Genomic DNA, 17,766 nt, shown 5'->3' with positions numbered 1-17,766 from the left:
CGTTTTATGTTGCTACGTTCAGGTGATACCACTGACCCGAGCGATCGCGTTGCCAAACTGCACCCTGCGCATCAATTTGCATCAAGTACAGCCAGCCGTGATTCGCCAGCGCGGCTATATCGTCATGGCGTGCAAGTATACTATCAATTGCCTCCCGAGGGGCAGCGATAAATACGCTTAATCGTACTGGCTGGTGGCGATATCGACGGCCATCGTGTACGGATTGATGCGATAAGCCAATTCGTAAGTCGCCACCATTCCCTTCAAACACCCCAATGTGGCCACCCACGATGTTGTGTAGCAGTTTGTTTCCGCTGCCGAATTTTTCCGGTGCGGTGACAGAAGCAAAATACTGCAGATTGATCCAATTGGTCACCACCATGGGCGCGGTGAGTATCGCTTCAAGCTGGCTAAAGTCACGGTCTTTATGCATGTCGTAGTCGTGTAAAAAGCTGCGACCTTGCAAATTAATCTGTCGAGACAGGGTGCGCGGGCCCACGATCAACGCGGCGTTGTCACACAGTCCCCACTCAGGACGCATTTGTGCCCAGTCTTTGGCCCGTGTGGCAAAGAAGCGTTTGAGTTTAGATGGCTGGGTTGGTGTTTGATCAAACTGGTTGGCGCGGGTTGCACGTGCTTGCTCGCTCGCAGCGGCCAGCCAAGTTTGCCATTGGGCATGCTCGGGAGCGTGAAAGACATCCAGTGCGTCGGTGGTGGTGTTGTGCATGGCGGCATAAAAATGGGTGCTGGCGGGAATGGTTACGCCTTGTTGTGCCATGGCATCACGCACGTCGGCATCATTCAGCAATTGTGCGAGCACACGGACATTTACCTCGCCGGTTTGTCCGCCGCAAGCACCACAGTCAAGCCCTGCCGCATGAGGGTTGTTACAGGTTTCACTGCCATGACCCACCAACAAGACGGCATCGGCCAGTTGATCAGCAATGCCCATTGCGCGCAAGATGCCAGCGCCTAGCTCCGCCTTTTCGGCTGCGCTTAACGGCGTATTGTCACGGGTGAGCGCCCAATCACTGTCAGTATGGCTGAGTCGATTTAGCGGGTTTTCGGTGCCAGAAATGCGTAATGCGCGTTTTAATAGGCTCACCAGTTTTAGCATGCCACCGGCTTCGACCATCCCTAAATTGGCGGCGGGCGCATCGAGACTGCGCTGCCAGCCGAGCTTGGTCATTCGTAACCAGCGTTCGGGAGTAGCATGGGTTTGTGAGGCGGTGACCGCCGGTGCCAGTAAGCCGGGCAGTTGCGGGCGGTGGATTTGGCTATCGGTGGGCTGATAGGCGATCGGTAAACCAAAAAAGCCAGCAAAGCCAAGGGTTTGAATCCTGTCAGATTGTGCTTCTAATGCGCGACGCATCGGCTCAGAGCGCACATCGATACAAAACACAGCTTGCAGCGTGGGCGAGGTGGCGAGTGTGTCGACACTGGCCTGCGCGGACAAGGCGTGTGCCCAAGGGTGCTGCTGACTGATTTCTAGCGCTTGCTGCCAAATCCACAGTGGCGCGAGCTGTTGTTGTGCTTGGTGATACCAATGGCGCACATTCACCGCTTGGTGGTGCATGGATTGACGAATGCTTGCCCACGCTGCTTCACGGTGTTTGGCAAGCCAACGTGCCAGCACTGTATCCCACGCGAGTAAAATCGCGAATAGGCCCATACCATGATCTTGCTGTTCACTGTCACTGAGCTGTTGCTGCCAATCTAACCAGGATTGCCAGCTTGCCCAACCCGATAAACCATGCATCAGCGCGTGGCAATAGGCCAAGTTACCGTCTTGGTCGTGAAGGATCGGTTGCCAAAAGGCGGCCGCTTCCGCGATCAGGGCATCCATTTGAGTGGGCAGTGCGGCGAAATCGGCAAGCAAATCCACGCCAGTGAGGGTTTTAATGCCTTTATCTTGGCTCACCACATCCAACCAGCATTGATAAAGGTGCTCACCGCCTTGGCCTTGGGCATCAAAACGCTGTGGGTATTGGTGATAAAGCGCGAGAAACTGGCTCACTTGCTGCTGGATTTCTTGCTGCCACGATAAGCCTTCTTGTGCTTCTCGAGTGCGGTCACACAACTCGGCCAATGGCTTCCAACGCGGGAGATCACTGCTATGACTGCGCAGCGCACGCAGACAATCACTCACTGTCAATGTGCTGTCAGAGGTTGAGATGGCCTCGGCAAGATGTGCCTCACTAATCGGCGATTGCCAATGCGACAGATAGTACGCCGACGGCATTAGCGGACAGTGGCCGCTTAACACCGCTTGCTCGGCAAAGACGTGCTCAATGGGGGTAAAGCGTTGCGGCCACCAGGGGTTCACCGCAATCATTTGATCCAACGGCCAGCTTGGCGCAATCGCTACGACCGCTTGCTGGGTGGCATCGCGAAAATCGCTCACATCGAGGGACTCAGGGTGTGCAGATACGTTGGGCGTTTTCGCAATCATTAACGCGTCTCCTTATGCGGTTGCCATTGGGTCGTTTGTAGTTGGATTAAAGAAGCACTCGGCCACCATTTGAGTGTTAGGCGCGTCGCCCACTCATCAAGGTAAGCCCCGGCGTTCAGCCAAATAAACAGGCGGTTGACCCACGCTTTGTGAGGCCAGTACTGGACCGCCAGTGACAGAGCAAACAGCGCGATAAACAGCACCAGCGCAAAGGCATCGGCAAATAAATAGGTGGCATTTCCACCCGCGACAAACACAATCAAGCTATGTTTAATGGCGGCGTAGAGCCCGAGCAGGCCAAGCGCAAACACGCTACTGAGCAGCACGCGTGTCGGGCGAGCAGCGCCTGGGCGGGTAAAGGCCGGTAATAGCAGCATGGTCATCGCCATCCACAGCAACCAACCGGCGGCCAAGCTATTTAAAATACCAACACTCAGATGCACGGCGACAATCAAACCGGCGGCGGTGGTCATCGCGGCAAGCCAATGGCAGCGACGCGGAACTGAGGCGTCAGCCAGTTGGGTTGCGAGCCAATGATTCACCCCATTGCCGCTGTTGAGGAAAGAAAACGCTTTGTAGAAAGAGTGCGCCAGCAAGTGCAGCAGTGCCAACTCGTAAAGACCTAGGGCGATTTCGACCAACATCAGCCCCATTTGTGCGACGGTCGACCACGCCAGTTTGACCTTAATGCTCACGCGTGTCAGGCTCACCAGCCCTGCCACCAGGGTACTGACACCGGCGATAACCAGCAGGGCAAGGCTGGCACTGGGGCTCGCTGCGAGTACTGGCGCGAACAGCATCAATAAGATCCCGCCAAGGTTCACAATGCCAGCGTGCAACAAGGCAGAGACAGGTGTTGGTGCTTCCACCACTTGAATTAACCAGCCGTGCAAGGGCAGTTGCGCGCACTTGATAATCGCCACGCCCACCAACATAAAGGCGGCGATGCTTACAGTCAGCGTGTGACGCTGCTGGCTGACTTGAAACATCAATTGGTCAATCTGCGCGGTTTGGTAGTGGAAAAATAATAGTAAAAATGCGCTACCGAGTAGCAATTCGCTAAAGCGGGCGAGCAGCATTTTTTTGTGTGCCGCGAGTTGGGCGCGAGGCCGATGCGGATAGAAAAGAATTAAGCGACCCAATGAGAGGCTAACCGCCACCCAAGCAAGCCAAAACAGCAACAGATGATTGCTAACTAAAACCAACAAGACTGCCGACAAAGTGAGCAGCAAGGATGAAAGAAAACGGTGTTTGTCGGCTTCGCCCGCAAACGCAGTGGCACTGTATCGCCAGATAACACCGCCAAGAAGCGCAACCAGTGCCAGCAGTACCAGTTTGAGCGGCGTAACAAGAAATAGGGATAACATGACTTACCTCACAGCAACAGTTATGCGTACCATTGTGAAAACTTACTACAGTTAAGTAAAATACATAATAAATTATTTTTCATTCTGTTTTAGAGAACGATGAGCCGACTCAACTACCATCATTTATATTATTTCTGGCAGGTGGCGCGCCACGGCAACCTGACCCAGACCGCTCGCCAGCTGCATATTTCGCAGTCGGCGCTGTCGTCACAAATCAAGCAGCTTGAGCAGGCGATGCAGGTGCAATTGTTTGAGCGGCAAGGTCGCACGTTGACGTTGACTGAAAGTGGCTACCAAGCGATGAATTATGCCGAAGAAATCTTTCGTCAAGGGGAAGAGTTAGAGCAGTTGTTATCCAGTGGCGGGGCGTTGTCTAGTGCCACGATTCGCATTGGTACCTTATCGACCATGTCGCGGAACTTTATCGAGCAGTTTATTCAGCCTTTGGTCAATCAACGAGAGTGCCGCTATGTGTTGCAGTCGATGGATCAAACTGGCTTGCTTCATGCGCTTTCTGATCACCAGTTGGATTTGGCGCTAACCAATATCGCGGTGCGGGGGACCAATAAACAAATTTGGCAGTATCAGCAACTGGCACGCCAGCCGGTAGCCGTGATTGGTTGGCCGGGTAAAGCGTTATCACCCACCTTAGACGCCAGCTACCAGCACCAAGCGTGGGTGTTGCCTTATGGCGATAACCCCATTCGCTCGGGGTTTGACGCCATCTCAGCGCAGTATCAACTCAAGCCTTACATCATGGCAGAAGCCAATGATATGGCGATGCTGCGCCTGTTAACCCGCGACAATGATGCGTTAGCGGTAATGCCCGAAGTGGTGGTTCGCGATGAGCTAGATAGTGGCATGCTCACCCGCTATGCCTTATTGCCGAGTGTGTATGAGCCGTTCTATGCGGTATCGATTAAACGTCAGTGGGTACATCCAAAATTGAATTCGCTTTTAGATGCGTTCAGTGCGTCGCCCCTCGCGCATGGCGACGACCTTCGCGACGGCAACGGTCAGAGCAATATCTAACCTCGTCCCAACAGCGCGCCCACTTTTTACGCCACGTAAAGGGGCGTTCGCACGTCAAACATACCTTGCTAGGGAGATGCGGCTTTTTATGCGCCATCTGGGTTACCTCTAGTGGATGGAGTGGCTGGTAAACGTGATTTTTTAGTGCGCTTGTCTGCGTGCCCCGGGCTTTTTCGATGTTCAGGGTTTTTTGTTTGCTCAGGGTTGTTTGTTGGCTCAGGGCTGCTTGGACGTACATGGGTGGCGAGGATCCGTGCTTTTTCGATACGAACCGCGTCTTGTTGACGAAACGACCATAAAATATCACGTGCACGTTTGCCGGTTTGTTCGATATCGACAATGGGTTTCGGGTAGTCTTCGCCAAGCACCACCCCGTACATCATCGCTTCCATGTCGGTCATTTGCCACGGGGTATGGATCAAACTGTCTGGCAGAGGGGCAAGTTCTGGCAGCCATTCACGAATAAATGCCCCTTCTGGATCTTGCTCCTGCGATTGTTTCACTGGGTTGTAAATGCGCAAGGTATTGGCGCCCGTCACGCCAGCCTGCATTTGAAACTGGGGGTAGTGAATGCCGGGCTCAAAATCGAGAAATAGCTGCGCCAAATGATGCACACCGCGCCGCCAGTCAATCAGTAGATGGTGGGTTAAAAAACTGACCAGCATCGCTCGCATACGAAAGTTGATATAGCCGGTGGCGTGCAGGCAACGCATACAGGCATCGACGAGCGGATAACCGGTATGACCTTGTTGCCATGCGAGCAGATGCGCATCGCTCTGCGGACCGTTTGCGTACTCAAAATGTAAGTAACCTCGATTGACGGGCCGATGCTCCATGTGATGCTCGCTTTCAAATTTCTGCATAAAATGACAGTGCCAATGCAAACGCGACACCATGGCTACCAGCGCACGCCGCCAACCCTTTTTCTGCCAATGGAGGAGGGTGATTTGATACATCTCGCGCACGCTGATGTTACCCCAAGCAAGATAGGGTGACAGCCGCGTACAACTTTTGCGGCTGGCGAGCGGTTTAGAGATATGGCGCTGATAGCTTTGCCCGCGCTCGCGGAAAAAAGATTGCAAGGTTTTATACGCCCAACTCGGGCCGCCGGGCTGAAAGCGTGGCGCGGGGGAATCCCACTCATGGTGACCGAGCGCGGGTAGCGTGAGTGATGTGTCTAGCCAGCGCGCTTGTTGCCAATCGGGATCGGCAAGGGGAGCGCGCATCACCTTTTGCCATTCTGCGTCCCAATCAACCCGACTTTTCGCGCCGCGGATCACGGCTCCGGTGGGGTATTCATGCCAAGGGATCTGATGGCTTGCCAGCCATTTCGCCACCGCTTTATCGCGAGAAAACGTCGCGTCGACGCCAATTTCTTGATGGCTGTACACCGCGCCAATGGCCTGTTGCCGGTGGATGGTGTCGAATACTGAGATCGCCTCTCCTTGGCAAATGGTGACGTGACCGCCCAGTGGTGCGAGCTGTTGATTAAGATCGCACAGCGATTGCCAGACAAATCGCCAGTGGCGCTCGCTATGGTGCGGATCGTTAAGCAGCAACGGCTCAAACAGGTACAAAATCACTAAGGGACGCCCAGCGGCAATGGCAGCTTGTAACGGGGCGTGATCCCGCAGGCGTAAATCGCGTTTTAGCCACACAAGGCTGATGGGTGCGGACATAGGGCTCTCGACAGTCGTAACAACAATCTTCTATTCACCATTGGCGATACGACGCTGAATGGCGCTTGGATCCCTGATGCTGACGGGGTTGAGGTCTAATTTCTCTGATTAACAAGCGCTAAGCGTACAAAGCGAAATCAAAATGGTTTGCATTTACCTTTTAAGCATCGGAAAATTACCGCTCTCAGAGATAACGGGCAAGTGCCACGCGCTTGTGTTTGCGAAAGTAGGATCGGGATATGTTAGAGGCAAAGGACGTTGCGTTTGCCGTCAACGGAAACGTGTTACTCGATAAGGTGAGCTTGTCGTTTACGCCGGGAAAAATCTGTGCGTTGGTCGGGCACAATGGCTCGGGCAAGTCGACGTTGATAAAACTGTTAGCGCAGCAACAAGCAAACAGCAGCGGGCAGATCACATTAGACCAAAAGCCCTTATCAAAATGGCCGGAAAAAGCGTTTGCGCGCGAGGTGGCTTATTTGCCACAGCATTTACCGGCAACCGATAACTTAACTGGGTATGAGTTGGTCAGTTTTGGTCGCTATCCTTGGCATGGCTTGCTGGGGCGGTTGACCAAAGCCGATCACCAAGCGATCAACGAGGCAATGGCACTGACTGGCACTCATGATTATGCCGAGCGCCTAGTCGATACCTTATCGGGCGGCGAGCGCCAACGGCTGTGGATTGCAATGCTGCTGGCACAGCAAACGCGTTACTTACTGCTCGATGAGCCGCTATCTGCACTGGATGTGGCCCACCAAGTTGAAGTGATGACCTTGGTTCGCAAACTCAGCCGAGAGCTGGATAAGTCCATCATTATCGTGGTGCACGATATTAATATGGCAGCGCGTTTTTGTGATGAGATTGTCGCGCTGCACAGCGGGCAAATCCTGACTCAAGGCGCGGTTAGCGATGTGTTTCAAGAGTCGGCGCTCAAATCGATTTATGGCATTGAGATGCCGATTGCCGATCATGCTGCCGGCTATGCGGTTGCGATGCCGGGGGAGTTATCACCGGTATGATCAAGTCTTCGTTCTTGACGCTTATGGTCTGGCTGACCGCGGCCATGATGTCGGCTAGCGCCAGCGCGTCGCCTCGTATTCTCTCGCTGGATTGGACCCAAACTGAAACCTTGTTGGCCTTAGGGGTGACGCCCGTCGCGGTCGCGCAAAAGGCAGATTACAATTCGTGGGTGAAAGCCCCGCCCATTCCAGAAAAAACCGTCGATATTGGGCTTCGCACCCAGCCGAATATGGAGCGTTTGGCTGAGCTTCACCCCGATAAAATTCTAATTTCACCCATTTTTAAGGCGATGAAGCCCAAGCTAAGCACCATTGCGCCGGTCAGTTCAATTCCTCTCTATGAAAGTGGCCTAAGCTGGTCATCGCTTAAAACCGTGACGCGGCAAATTGCGCACGAGGCCAACCGTCCTGAGGCCGGAGAAACTCTGATTACCAATGCGAAACAGCAACTGGCGAGCTTGCGCGATACGATCCCCGGTGAACAGCCCCCGCTGCTGATGATCCAGTTCCTAGATCCCAACCATGTGCGGGTGTTTGGGACGAACAGCTTGTATCATGCCGCCATCAGTGAATTGGGGCTCAGCAATGCGTGGCAGAACACCACCAACAGTTGGGGATTTAGCATGGTCTCCACCCGCGAGCTGCTCGACCTTGATGCGCAGCTGGTGATTGTGCGCCCACTCCCCGCGGGCGTCGAGCAAACCCTAAAGACTAATATGTTTTGGCAATATTTGGTTAAACGCACGGGACATACACCATTGATGATTGACCCGGTGTGGAGCTTTGGTGCGATTCCATCGGCGTTACGATTTGCCCGCCTTGTGACCGCGGCATTGACCGAGCAAGGAGGGCAGTCATGAAACTGAGTCTGTTATGGGTGCCATTGGCATTACTGGCGGCACTGTTAAGCCTCGCCTCCACTCAGTTGGGGCAGTGGGATGTGAATGCATCTATGCTCTGGCAGTCGCTGTGGTCGCTGGATGACAGCGCGTCGATTGGGGTAGTGATGCATTTAACCTGGTGGCCGCGCTTGGTCACCGCATTGCTGGCGGGGGCGTGTTTGGGGCTGGCCGGTACCTTGATGCAACAGGTGTTACGTAACCCTTTGGCTTCGCCCTCGACGCTGGGGGTGGCGAATGGCGCTAGCTTGGCGCTGATGCTAGCGACGCTTTATGCCCCTTGGCTACTGACTTGGTCGAGCGCGATGGTGGCGATGTCTGGCGGAGTGCTGACCATGCTGGTGGTGTTTGCGCTAGCATGGCGACGCGGCTTATCGCCCACCGTAGTGGTGATCGCGGGGTTGATTTTAAACCTTTACTGCGGCGCGCTCAGCACCGTGTTGCTGTTGATGAATCAAGAAGCGCTACACGGCATGATGGTGTGGGGCGCGGGCTCGATGGTGCAAACCGATTGGCACAGTGTGCAAGCCTTATTGCCACGTATTGGGCTGGCGGTCGTGTTGATCCTTGCCTTGTTAAAGCCGCTCAACGTCCTGAGTCTGTCTGATGAAGGGGCGAAAAGCTTAGGGGTATCACTGGCGAAAATCCGTGTGATTGCGCTGGGGCTATCGGTGCTTCTGACCGCATGGGTGGTCAGCTTGATTGGCGTGATTGGCTTTGTCGGTCTCGCCGCGCCCGCGATTGCGCGTTTATGTGGCGCGCGCAAGCTTATCACCCGATTGAGTCTCGCGATGATTTTAGGCGCCTTGATGTTGGCAGCCACTGATCTGGCTGTCCAACTGTTACCTGGCCGTCGGGCCATGATGGTCCCCACGGGGGCAGCGACAGCAGCGTTGGGGGCGCCTCTTCTTTTGTGGTTGTTACCACGGGTGTCACTGGGGAATCGCCAACGCCAACAAATGCATGCCGGGATGCCTGCACCACGTCAGGATTGGCCACTAGGCCGAACGCTGATGTTACTGGTGTTAGGTGTAGTGATTTTTGCCACCGTATCGCGTCAAAGTGAGGGCTGGCAGTGGCTGGCGCTCAGCGGCGATTGGTCCTTATTGGAATGGCGCTTGCCACGCTTGCTGGCCGCGGCATTGGCGGGTGGTGTGCTTGCTGTTGCCGGTGCCGTGCTTCAGCGTTTAAGTGCTAACCCGATGGCGAGCCCTGAAGTGATGGGGATCAGTGCCGGTACGGCGCTGGGACTGATTGTCACTATTTTTGCTGGCATGGGCGCGTCTATGCTGAGCTTGTATGTCGGCGGCTTAATCGGTGCCGGCGCGACCTTGGCGTTGATTGTGCTGCTTAATCGCAAAACTGGCTTTCAGCCAGAAAAAGTATTGCTCACTGGCGTCGCCATCGCCGCACTGATGCAAGCGGTGCAAAGCTTCTTGATGGCGGGGGGCGATCCTCGCGCGTATCAAGTGCTCGCATGGATTTCAGGCTCAACCTACTATGTGACTGACAGCACGGTGACCACGCTGACCTTGGTTACAGCTGTGCTGGTGGCATTGGGATTAATGTGTCAGCGTTGGCTCGATATCTTGCCGCTCGGTGGCGAAACCGCCCAGTCTCTGGGTGTAAAGGTAGGGCGTGCCCGCATGGTCTTGCTGGCCCTCGTCGCGGTGATGACCGTCAGTGCCACCTTGGTAGTGGGGCCGCTCAGTTTTGTCGGCTTGATGGCGCCACACATTGCGCGCAGTTGGGGGGCGAAAAATGCCCGCGCGCATATGGTCACCGCCGGATTGATTGGCATGGGATTGATGCTGTTTGCCGATTGGCTAGGACGACAATGGCTGTATCCGCAAGAAATGCCGGCTGGGATCATTGCTTCCTTGATAGGCGGGCTCTACCTAATGGTCGTGCTACGTAAGCTATAGTTTTAGCGTATGGTGATCGACAGGATCGCCTCATCCCTAACTAAAGAGGTGCAGTTTGCATCTCTTTTTGTTTGAGGAGCCAAGAGAATGAACAGTGATTCCATGCAGCGTGTGGCGGTTGTCGGTGCAGGTGGCGCAATTGGTGAAGCTTTTTGCCGTGCATTGCTCGACAAGCCATCCATTCAGCAAGTCTTTGCCTTGGGGCGTCACCCCGCGCCACTTGCTGAGATAAGTGAAAAGGTCACTCCTGTGGCGGTGAACATTCGCGATGAAGCATCAATACAAGCAGCGGCCGAACACATCGACGACAACCATTTAGATGCGGTGATCATTGCCTCGGGGATGCTGCATGATGATGCGGTCAGTCCAGAAAAGCGCCTTGCGGCGTGCAGCAGTGAGGCGATGCACCAGCTGTTTGATGTGAATGCCGTCGCGCCGCTGCTGTTGAGCAAACATCTTGCGGGCAAATTGAAACGCAACGCTGAGGCGAAGCTCGCTATCTTGTCGGCGCGCGTGGGCAGTATCAGTGACAACCGTGCGGGCGGTTGGTATGCCTACCGTGCAAGCAAAGCGGCGGTGAACATGTTAATCAAAGGCATGAGCATCGAACTTGGCCGCCAAGATAAATCATTAACTGTGGTTGGCCTGCATCCGGGGACCGTCGACAGTCGTCTATCCGCGCCATATCAAGCCAATGTTAAGCCCGGCAAGCTATTCAGCCCGGCCCAATCGGCTGGCTACTTATTGTCGGTATTGGATGGCCTCGACAGTCGTCACACCGGGCGTCTGTTTGCATGGGATGGAGAAGAAATTGCCCCGTAGACTGGGGCATTATCGAGTCACTTCCAATGCAATGGCTGCTCTAGGGTCGACAAAGGCTTTTCGCTTCCTAGTCCTATCATTTCATCGTATGCCGTGTCGGTCACTAACACGTACTGCGCGGCGTTAACCCATTCAAAATCCTCTTTCACCGCCAGCAAGCTGCGAGATAAGTAGGGCTTATCGCCGTGATAAATCAGCTTCTGCTCCACCGTATCCCCGTGACGCAAAAAGGCGATGGCTTGATACAACATGCCATCAATGCCACGGATCTGAATCTTGTCAATGTTGTCGCAATTTATCAGTTCGCTCAGTTGTAAATTCATCACTCGTCCTTGCGGTTAGGCCTTCCCCAGCCACTACGAGCCATGCAAGCACGCGGATCCCTCTAGGGTAAAGCATTATCAGTCGCAGCCCCCTTTTCAGTCTGTAATGTAAAATAAATGTTACGCAAAGGTAAAATTAAAACCGTGGCAATGAGATGATTTTCTCTGCAAAGTCGACGTAACCTGTGGGTAACGGAGACAATGCGTAAGGCTGACTGCCGCTGTTTACGCGCGATTTTTTACGCCAGACAACGACACAAGGCGGTGAACGTGAAACAGAGTAAATACCAATCCAAACCCGTTGATGAGCTGGGCCGAGTAGCCTGGTCGGCACAAGAAAACGATGTATGGCGCCAGTTAGTCACACGGCAACTTGCGTGTATCAAAGACAAAGCGTGTCAGGAATATTTAGACGGACTACGCATGCTCGACTTGCCGCATGATACGGTGCCACAGATCCCATATGTGAATGAAGTGTTAATGCGAGAGACGGGCTGGCAAGTGGCTCCTGTGCCTGCATTGATTGATTTCGACCATTTCTTTGCCTTATTGGCGGACAAGAAATTCCCTGCGGCGACCTTTTTACGCACCAAAGAAGACTTTGATTACTTGCAAGAGCCGGATTACTTCCATGAGATTTTCGGTCACTGCGCGATGCTGACTCACCCAGCGTTCGCTGAGTTTACCCACATGTACGGCCAACTGGGTAAGAAAGCCACGCCCAAAGAGCGCGTCTATCTTGCACGCTTATATTGGTTTACGGTCGAGTTTGGTTTACTCAGTGATTCGCAAGGCAATCGCAGTATTTATGGCGGCGGGATCTTGTCGTCGCCGGCGGAGACCGAGTACGCCTTTAATAGCGACAAAGCGGTGCGTAAGCCTTTAGAAGTGATAGATGTCATGCGCACGCCCTATCGGATTGACATCATGCAACCCATTTACTTTACCATTGAGTCGATTGACGATTTATTTGCCATCAGTCAACGTGACTTGATTGCTGATGTGCATCAAGCCATGGAACTGGGCCTCCATGCGCCTTTGTTCCCGCCCAAACCGAAAAAGACAGAACAGCAAAAGGAAACGCAACATGTCTGAACTAACTGAGTTGAAATGTGAAGCCTGTAATATTGATGCCCCTTTGGTCAGTGCTGAGGAAATGCCAGCGCTGCTTAAAGACATTCCGCAGTGGCGTAAAGTAACACGAGATGGGATTGATCAGCTCGAACGTGAGTTCACCTTCCGCAACTTTAAGTTGGCGTGGGCGTTTGCCAACCAAGTGGCTGAGCTGGCTGAGCAAGAAGGACACCATCCCGCTATCTTGCTGGAGTGGGGTAAGGTGACCGTGACTTGGTGGTCGCATAAGATCAAAGGCCTGCACAAAAATGATTTTATTTGTGCGGCGAAAACCGACGACATTGTCCCTGAGTAAACCAAAAACGCCCCGAGTGTGATCTCGGGGCGTTTCTTTTTCGCTCACTTGCTATCTATCCCAGTCACGCAAGTATCCATCCTGCGATCTCATCACCATTTCTCGGCAATCTTTTACTCTTCTTACGACTCTTGGGCCGTAGAGTAAGATAGATTGAAAAAAGTGACACGGTCACTTTATCGTGTTGAGCTTACTCTTCTTCGTCGCTTGTGTCTTTTTGCTTAACGGCAAAATACTGCGCTAGGATTTCGTCAGTGAGCTCACCTTTTTCCTCAAGGGCTTTGAGCTTTGCCACAATCGCTTTTTGTTCGTCGAGTGAGGGCAAAGTCTCTGGCTCATGCTCGGGGGCGTCATCGGCCAGTTGATTCAAAATATCCATAAATGTACCTCGTAATATGCTTAACGCAGAGCCTAGCAAAAATCGTGATTTTGCCCAAGCAAAAGACGAACGTGAGCCAAGTAGTTGGACTTAACACACTCAGTTACATCAAAAAAAAGGCTCAGACCCCGCGCCATTGGTCTACGTTTGTAGTAAAGGTTTGTTTTAGGGAGAGTGAGCTGTGAGTGAAATCTTTTTTTCATGCCAACCCATCTTTGATGAAGCGCAAAACCAGTGGGGCAATGAGCTGCTGTTTAGGGACGGCCAAGAAAATAAGTTTCCTTCAATCGATGAAGATACGGCGACATCGCGCATTCTCAGTGCTAATTTTTTATCAGGGAAAGAGCTCGATGATAGCTTACGGTACGTGGTGAGTTTTTCGGAGGCTGCACTGCTTGATGAGATCCCCTTTTCGATTCCGGTTAAATCTCTAGTGATTTGTGTCACCGCAAAGTGTAACGCGACGCCGATGCTGGTGAAGCAACTGGAGTCTTACCAGAAAGCTGGCTTTACCATTTTAGGAGAGAGTGATGTCTTCACGAGTCGCTGGCAAAGGCACTTACAGCTTTTCGATGTTGTTCGTGTGAGTATGGCTTCAGAGAACTTGTCCGATTGGACGGGGTCGATCTCCAGTAATCCGGGTATGCGCTTTTTAGCCACGAAAGTGGAGAGTAATGAGGAATTTTTGTTGGCCAAGCATCTCGGGTTCAGCCTATTCCAAGGATATTTTTTTGAACAGCCTTTGATTAAAAGCTATAGTGATGTAGCTCCCTCAGTCATTAGCCTACTTGATGCCTGTATTGTGGTTAACCGCAGCCCCCATGACATCGACGAAATCACAGACGTGATCTCTCGAGATGTGTCCTTGTTATATAAAGTGGTAACCAGCGCTAATATTCTCGCTAAATCAAAGAAGAAAACGATAACAAACCCCAAACAAGCAGTAGTATATCTAGGACTGGAATCACTGCGGCGGCTAATTTCTTTGCTGATCATGTCTAACATGAATCACCAAGAGTGTTCTCATCTACAAAATGCGGCCATTCTGCGCGCTATTTTTATGCAGCAAGCTAGCCCATTATTGAAAAGCATTGATCCTGACGAAGCCTTTTTAGTGGGGGCATTTTCACTCCTTGATGCGATGCTTGGTATCCCCATGGAGGATGTTGTGAAGCAGCTTTCACTCGACCAAGAGGCCAAAAACGCATTGATGTCTCAGTCAGGACCTTATGGTGAGCTTTTGGAGTTATGTAAGAACATTGAACACGCCAATTGGGACTGGGTCGGCTCGCTGTGTGAAAGGATGACGTTAAAGGAGCGCGCTGTCTTGAGGGCGTTTGATAAAGCCCGTTATCAAACCCAAACCTTGGCGGCGACGATGCAGGTGTGAACATGATGAATAAAGTAGGTATGCGGCTAGCTGTTATTTTGATTGTACTAGCGACCTTACTATTGGGGGTGTTTGGTTACTACAATTACCATGTTGCCAAAGAGCGGCTTGAGTCCGATATGAATCAGGACATTAACTCGATCACTCAGCGTCTCAAGCAGCGTCTCCCTACTCTGATGTGGAATTATGACTTTAATAATGTTCAAAATGATTTAGACAGTGAAATGGGCTCTCGTTATGTCCATCGCCTTGAGCTGACGGATAGCAATGAAGAATTTCGTTATGTGACTGACTCTAAAGGCATGCGGTCAAACGATGAGTTAAAAGAAATCAACGTTTCCTTGGTCTATGATCAGGAAGGCCAATCTGTCGATGTGGGTAGGTTGATTATCTACCAAGATAGTCGATACATTGATAAAGAGCTCAACACAGAAATTCTCCGTACTGCCACGCAAATCATTCTGTTGAACTTGTTGGTTGGTTTTTTTATTTGGAAATACGCTAAGCAGATCAATCGAGCGGAACAAAGTCGTGCGTATTTAAATACAGTGATTCATAGTTACACTGATGCGCTATTAGTGCTCGGCGATAAGCACAGTATTATTACTATTAATGACTCGGCTAAGAAGTTATTCGAATTAGAATCTGTGCCCGACGAAGCGATCAGCTTATCGACGATTATTTCTCGCGTCAGCCCTAATTCACGCGGCTATTTTTCACAAGCGCTTTATGGTCTCGGAGGGCAGTTACAGCGGTCATACGAGATAGATACGGATCAAGGTGTCCGTATTGTGCAGGTCAAATCAACGCCCATCAAAGATGAAGACCCGAGAGCACTGAACGTGGCGATTATTCGCGATATCACGGAACAGCACCTCGATAAACAAAAAGTATCTAAAGGGGCTGAGCTTTTCTCTGCGATGAAAAGCTTACAAGATAAGTTTCTGATCAGGGAAGATTTCGGTAAGAGTTTCCAAGATGTTTTGCAGATCCTATTACGAATAGGGGAAAGTAATCATGGCATTATTGTCGAGGTGGGTCACAGCGATGATGATCCGATCAAAACCAATCTGCCTTATAAAGTGCTCGCACAAACTCGATTGGTGAAGAATGAGTTTATTGGTGAAGAGTTTGTGCGAGGACTGATTGAGGAAATCATTGAGACCAAACAAAGCAAACGTAGTCTGCAAATGGCGAGTGTGGCAGGAAATAATCAGAAAATGATTATCAATGTCTACGGTACGCCTCTTTATATGTCGAGCCAAATGGTAGGGGTGGTCTGCTTGTTTGATGAATCGACCACCTACAATGAAGATCTTCAAGGCTGGATTGAGCCGATACTATCAAGCTTAAGCTCAATGGTGCACTTTGTGCAGCAGAAGTCGTTGAATGACATGATCTCAAAAGAAATGGCACGAGCCAAGGAGCAAGCAGAGCGGGCGAACGAATCAAAGACCAACTTCTTGGCGATGATGAGTCACGAGATTCGCACACCCATGAACGGCATTGTTGGCATGTCTAACCTTTTGATGGAGACCTCGCTCAATCAGCAGCAACGCTATTTTGTTGATACGTTGCAACACTCGTCTACGGCACTGCTGAATATCATTAATGATGTGCTCGATTTAACTAAGATTGAAGCTGGAAAGATGACGCTCACCAAACAGTCATTAGATTTGGCGGAGCTTGTTCACGAATCCTTAAGTATTTTTACCGCAAAAGCAGCGGAAAAGCAGTTGCGCTTACATTGCTATATCGATCCAGACATGCCTTGTGATATTGAAATTGATGCCACGCGTTATAAGCAGGTGATCATAAACTTGGTTGGCAACGCCGTTAAGTTTACCAAGCAGGGACATATTGCTGTGCGGTTATTCCAACGGCAAACGGGTGATGGCTCAGTAACATTGGTCATGGAAGTAGAAGATACAGGGATCGGGATCCCGGAAGACCGCCACGAAGCCATTTTTGAGAACTTTACCCAAGTCGACAACTCCTATTCGCGTTCTTATCAAGGCACGGGACTGGGCTTACCAGTCTGTCGTAAATTATTGCGGCTTATGGATGGTGACATTTACATCCGCAGCCAAGAGAATCAGGGGACCACCTTTATCGCCGAAGTGCCCGTCACGATCAGCGATCCTGACTCTCAGTTATTAGCCCACTCCAAGCTAGAAGCGGGGATAGAGGGTGATTCCATCTACTTGGTATCGGAAGACGCGATTTTGATCGATACGCTATCCGCCTACTTAGACCGACTCGGTTTGCGTTTAGTGGCTAAAAGCGATGGAAACGAATTAATCGTTGGCGATCTGAGCGACGCTGTGTTGATGATCGACCAAGATAAAATGCAAAGTTGTCAGGCGTTAGTGGGCAAAGCGCAAAAATCAGTCGCAATTAGCCATGATGGTCATCATGACACTGGCATGGCGACGCTGACTTGTCCGATTTATCACGTTGAACTGTATCGCGTATTAAACGAGGATGAGAATGCATTGACAGAGCCTGAGCCTGTGGCTGGGGAGTATGATGACATCCAATTCAATCTTAACGTTCTCGTGGCTGAAGATCACTTGGTGAACCAAGAATTGATTGACATTATTTTATCTAAACTAGGCTGTCAGCGTGCGCTGGCCGTCAATGGTAAAGAAGCGTTAGAACTTCATAAGTCTTCACCGTTCGATATCATCTTAATGGATTGTCAAATGCCGGAAATGGATGGCTTTGAAGCCACGCGTGAGATCCGAAAATTCGACAAAAACACGCCCATTTTGGCAGTGACGGCTAACGCGCTCTCTGGTGATGCAGAGCGTTGTGTGGAAGCAGGGATGAACGGACATCTCGCTAAGCCCTTCAGTAAAGATCAACTCATTGAATTGTTACTCCTGTATGCTCATCCAGATGCGGTCAGTTATGGCGATAAAACCACTGACGAAGAGGAAACAACCTTGGATGACTTAGCCAGCGAGCACTTTACAGATGCGTCCACAGAGACAAACTCCTTACCAGAACCAGAACCAGAACCAGAACCAGAACCAGAACCAGAACCA

14 protein-coding genes and 1 pseudogene are annotated in these 17,766 nt (G+C 51.6%); 9 read left to right on the top strand and 6 right to left on the bottom strand.

Annotated features, from left to right (window positions below):
* Positions 1 to 4 precede the first annotated feature (4 nt).
* Complete coding sequence (locus C7A19_RS09480) at positions 5 to 2,452, bottom strand: DUF2309 domain-containing protein (protein WP_116644764.1); 2,448 nt, start codon at positions 2,450 to 2,452, stop codon at positions 5 to 7.
* The gene (locus C7A19_RS09475; protein ID WP_116644763.1) at positions 2,452 to 3,819 is read right to left on the bottom strand and encodes an NADH-quinone oxidoreductase subunit L; all 1,368 of its coding nucleotides are present in this window, start codon (positions 3,817 to 3,819) and stop codon (positions 2,452 to 2,454) included. The genes C7A19_RS09480 and C7A19_RS09475 overlap by 1 nt, the downstream gene beginning before the upstream one ends.
* Positions 3,820 to 3,918: 99 nt before the next feature.
* Between C7A19_RS09475 and C7A19_RS09470 the strand changes: the two genes are divergently transcribed.
* On the top strand, positions 3,919 to 4,851 hold the full coding sequence (locus C7A19_RS09470) for a LysR family transcriptional regulator (protein ID WP_116644762.1): 933 nt from the start codon (positions 3,919 to 3,921) through the stop codon (positions 4,849 to 4,851).
* Here C7A19_RS09470 and C7A19_RS09465 read toward each other — a convergent pair.
* Together C7A19_RS09465 and C7A19_RS09460 are read right to left on the bottom strand one after the other, a co-directional pair.
* Positions 4,787 to 4,948, bottom strand: coding sequence for a DUF2256 domain-containing protein (locus tag C7A19_RS09465; protein WP_116644761.1), 162 nt, complete (start codon positions 4,946 to 4,948; stop codon positions 4,787 to 4,789). The genes C7A19_RS09470 and C7A19_RS09465 overlap by 65 nt on opposite strands.
* Before the next feature lie 121 nt (positions 4,949 to 5,069).
* Positions 5,070 to 6,530, bottom strand: a pseudogene (locus C7A19_RS09460) (deoxyribodipyrimidine photo-lyase); the annotation flags it as partial.
* Between the two features lie 239 nt (positions 6,531 to 6,769).
* Here C7A19_RS09460 and C7A19_RS09455 point away from each other — a divergent pair.
* The 4 genes from C7A19_RS09455 to C7A19_RS09440 all read left to right on the top strand — a co-directional run bounded on the left by C7A19_RS09455 (position 6,770) and on the right by C7A19_RS09440 (position 11,195).
* Positions 6,770 to 7,549 (top strand): ATP-binding cassette domain-containing protein, encoded by a 780-nt coding sequence (locus C7A19_RS09455; protein ID WP_116644759.1) that lies wholly within the window; start codon positions 6,770 to 6,772, stop codon positions 7,547 to 7,549.
* Complete coding sequence (locus tag C7A19_RS09450) at positions 7,546 to 8,409, top strand: iron-siderophore ABC transporter substrate-binding protein (RefSeq protein WP_116644758.1); 864 nt, start codon at positions 7,546 to 7,548, stop codon at positions 8,407 to 8,409. Before C7A19_RS09455 ends, C7A19_RS09450 begins: the two co-directional genes overlap by 4 nt.
* Positions 8,406 to 10,373 (top strand): Fe(3+)-hydroxamate ABC transporter permease FhuB, encoded by a 1,968-nt coding sequence (gene fhuB, locus C7A19_RS09445; protein WP_116644757.1) that lies wholly within the window; start codon positions 8,406 to 8,408, stop codon positions 10,371 to 10,373. The genes C7A19_RS09450 and fhuB overlap by 4 nt, the downstream gene beginning before the upstream one ends.
* 87 nt (positions 10,374 to 10,460) lie before the next feature.
* Complete coding sequence (locus C7A19_RS09440) at positions 10,461 to 11,195, top strand: SDR family NAD(P)-dependent oxidoreductase (protein ID WP_077673426.1); 735 nt, start codon at positions 10,461 to 10,463, stop codon at positions 11,193 to 11,195.
* Between the two features lie 17 nt (positions 11,196 to 11,212).
* Here C7A19_RS09440 and C7A19_RS09435 read toward each other — a convergent pair whose 3' ends face one another.
* Positions 11,213 to 11,518: a DUF6482 family protein gene (locus C7A19_RS09435; RefSeq protein WP_069363022.1), complete on the bottom strand. Its 306-nt coding sequence runs from the start codon at positions 11,516 to 11,518 to the stop codon at positions 11,213 to 11,215.
* A gap of 201 nt (positions 11,519 to 11,719) precedes the next feature.
* On the opposite strand from C7A19_RS09435, the gene phhA reads away from it, so the two are divergent.
* Positions 11,720 to 12,613 carry a phenylalanine 4-monooxygenase gene (gene phhA, locus C7A19_RS09430; protein WP_116644756.1) on the top strand — a complete coding sequence of 298 codons (894 nt, stop codon included), beginning with the start codon at positions 11,720 to 11,722 and terminating at the stop codon, positions 12,611 to 12,613.
* Positions 12,606 to 12,947, top strand: coding sequence for a 4a-hydroxytetrahydrobiopterin dehydratase (locus tag C7A19_RS09425; protein ID WP_077486372.1), 342 nt, complete (start codon positions 12,606 to 12,608; stop codon positions 12,945 to 12,947). The genes phhA and C7A19_RS09425 overlap by 8 nt, the downstream gene beginning before the upstream one ends.
* Positions 12,948 to 13,137: 190 nt before the next feature.
* Here the strand turns inward: C7A19_RS09425 and C7A19_RS09420 are convergent, their stop codons facing one another.
* Positions 13,138 to 13,326: a hypothetical protein gene (locus C7A19_RS09420; RefSeq protein WP_069363020.1), complete on the bottom strand. Its 189-nt coding sequence runs from the start codon at positions 13,324 to 13,326 to the stop codon at positions 13,138 to 13,140.
* Between the two features lie 181 nt (positions 13,327 to 13,507).
* Between C7A19_RS09420 and C7A19_RS09415 the strand changes: the two genes are divergently transcribed.
* Together C7A19_RS09415 and C7A19_RS09410 are read left to right on the top strand one after the other, a co-directional pair.
* Entirely contained in the window at positions 13,508 to 14,716 is a 1,209-nt protein-coding gene (locus C7A19_RS09415; RefSeq protein ID WP_077486374.1) for an HDOD domain-containing protein, read from the top strand.
* Between the two features lie 2 nt (positions 14,717 to 14,718).
* Positions 14,719 to 17,766 (top strand): ATP-binding protein (locus C7A19_RS09410; RefSeq protein ID WP_116644755.1); only part of this gene is annotated, 3,048 nt, incomplete at its 3' end.

Origin of the sequence: Salinivibrio sp. HTSP, from assembly GCF_003390965.1 — a bacterium.
Lineage (GTDB): Bacteria > Pseudomonadota > Gammaproteobacteria > Enterobacterales > Vibrionaceae > Salinivibrio > Salinivibrio kushneri.
The sequence above is the reverse complement of the archived record's forward strand: the minus strand, read 5'-3'. Positions and strand labels throughout refer to the sequence as shown.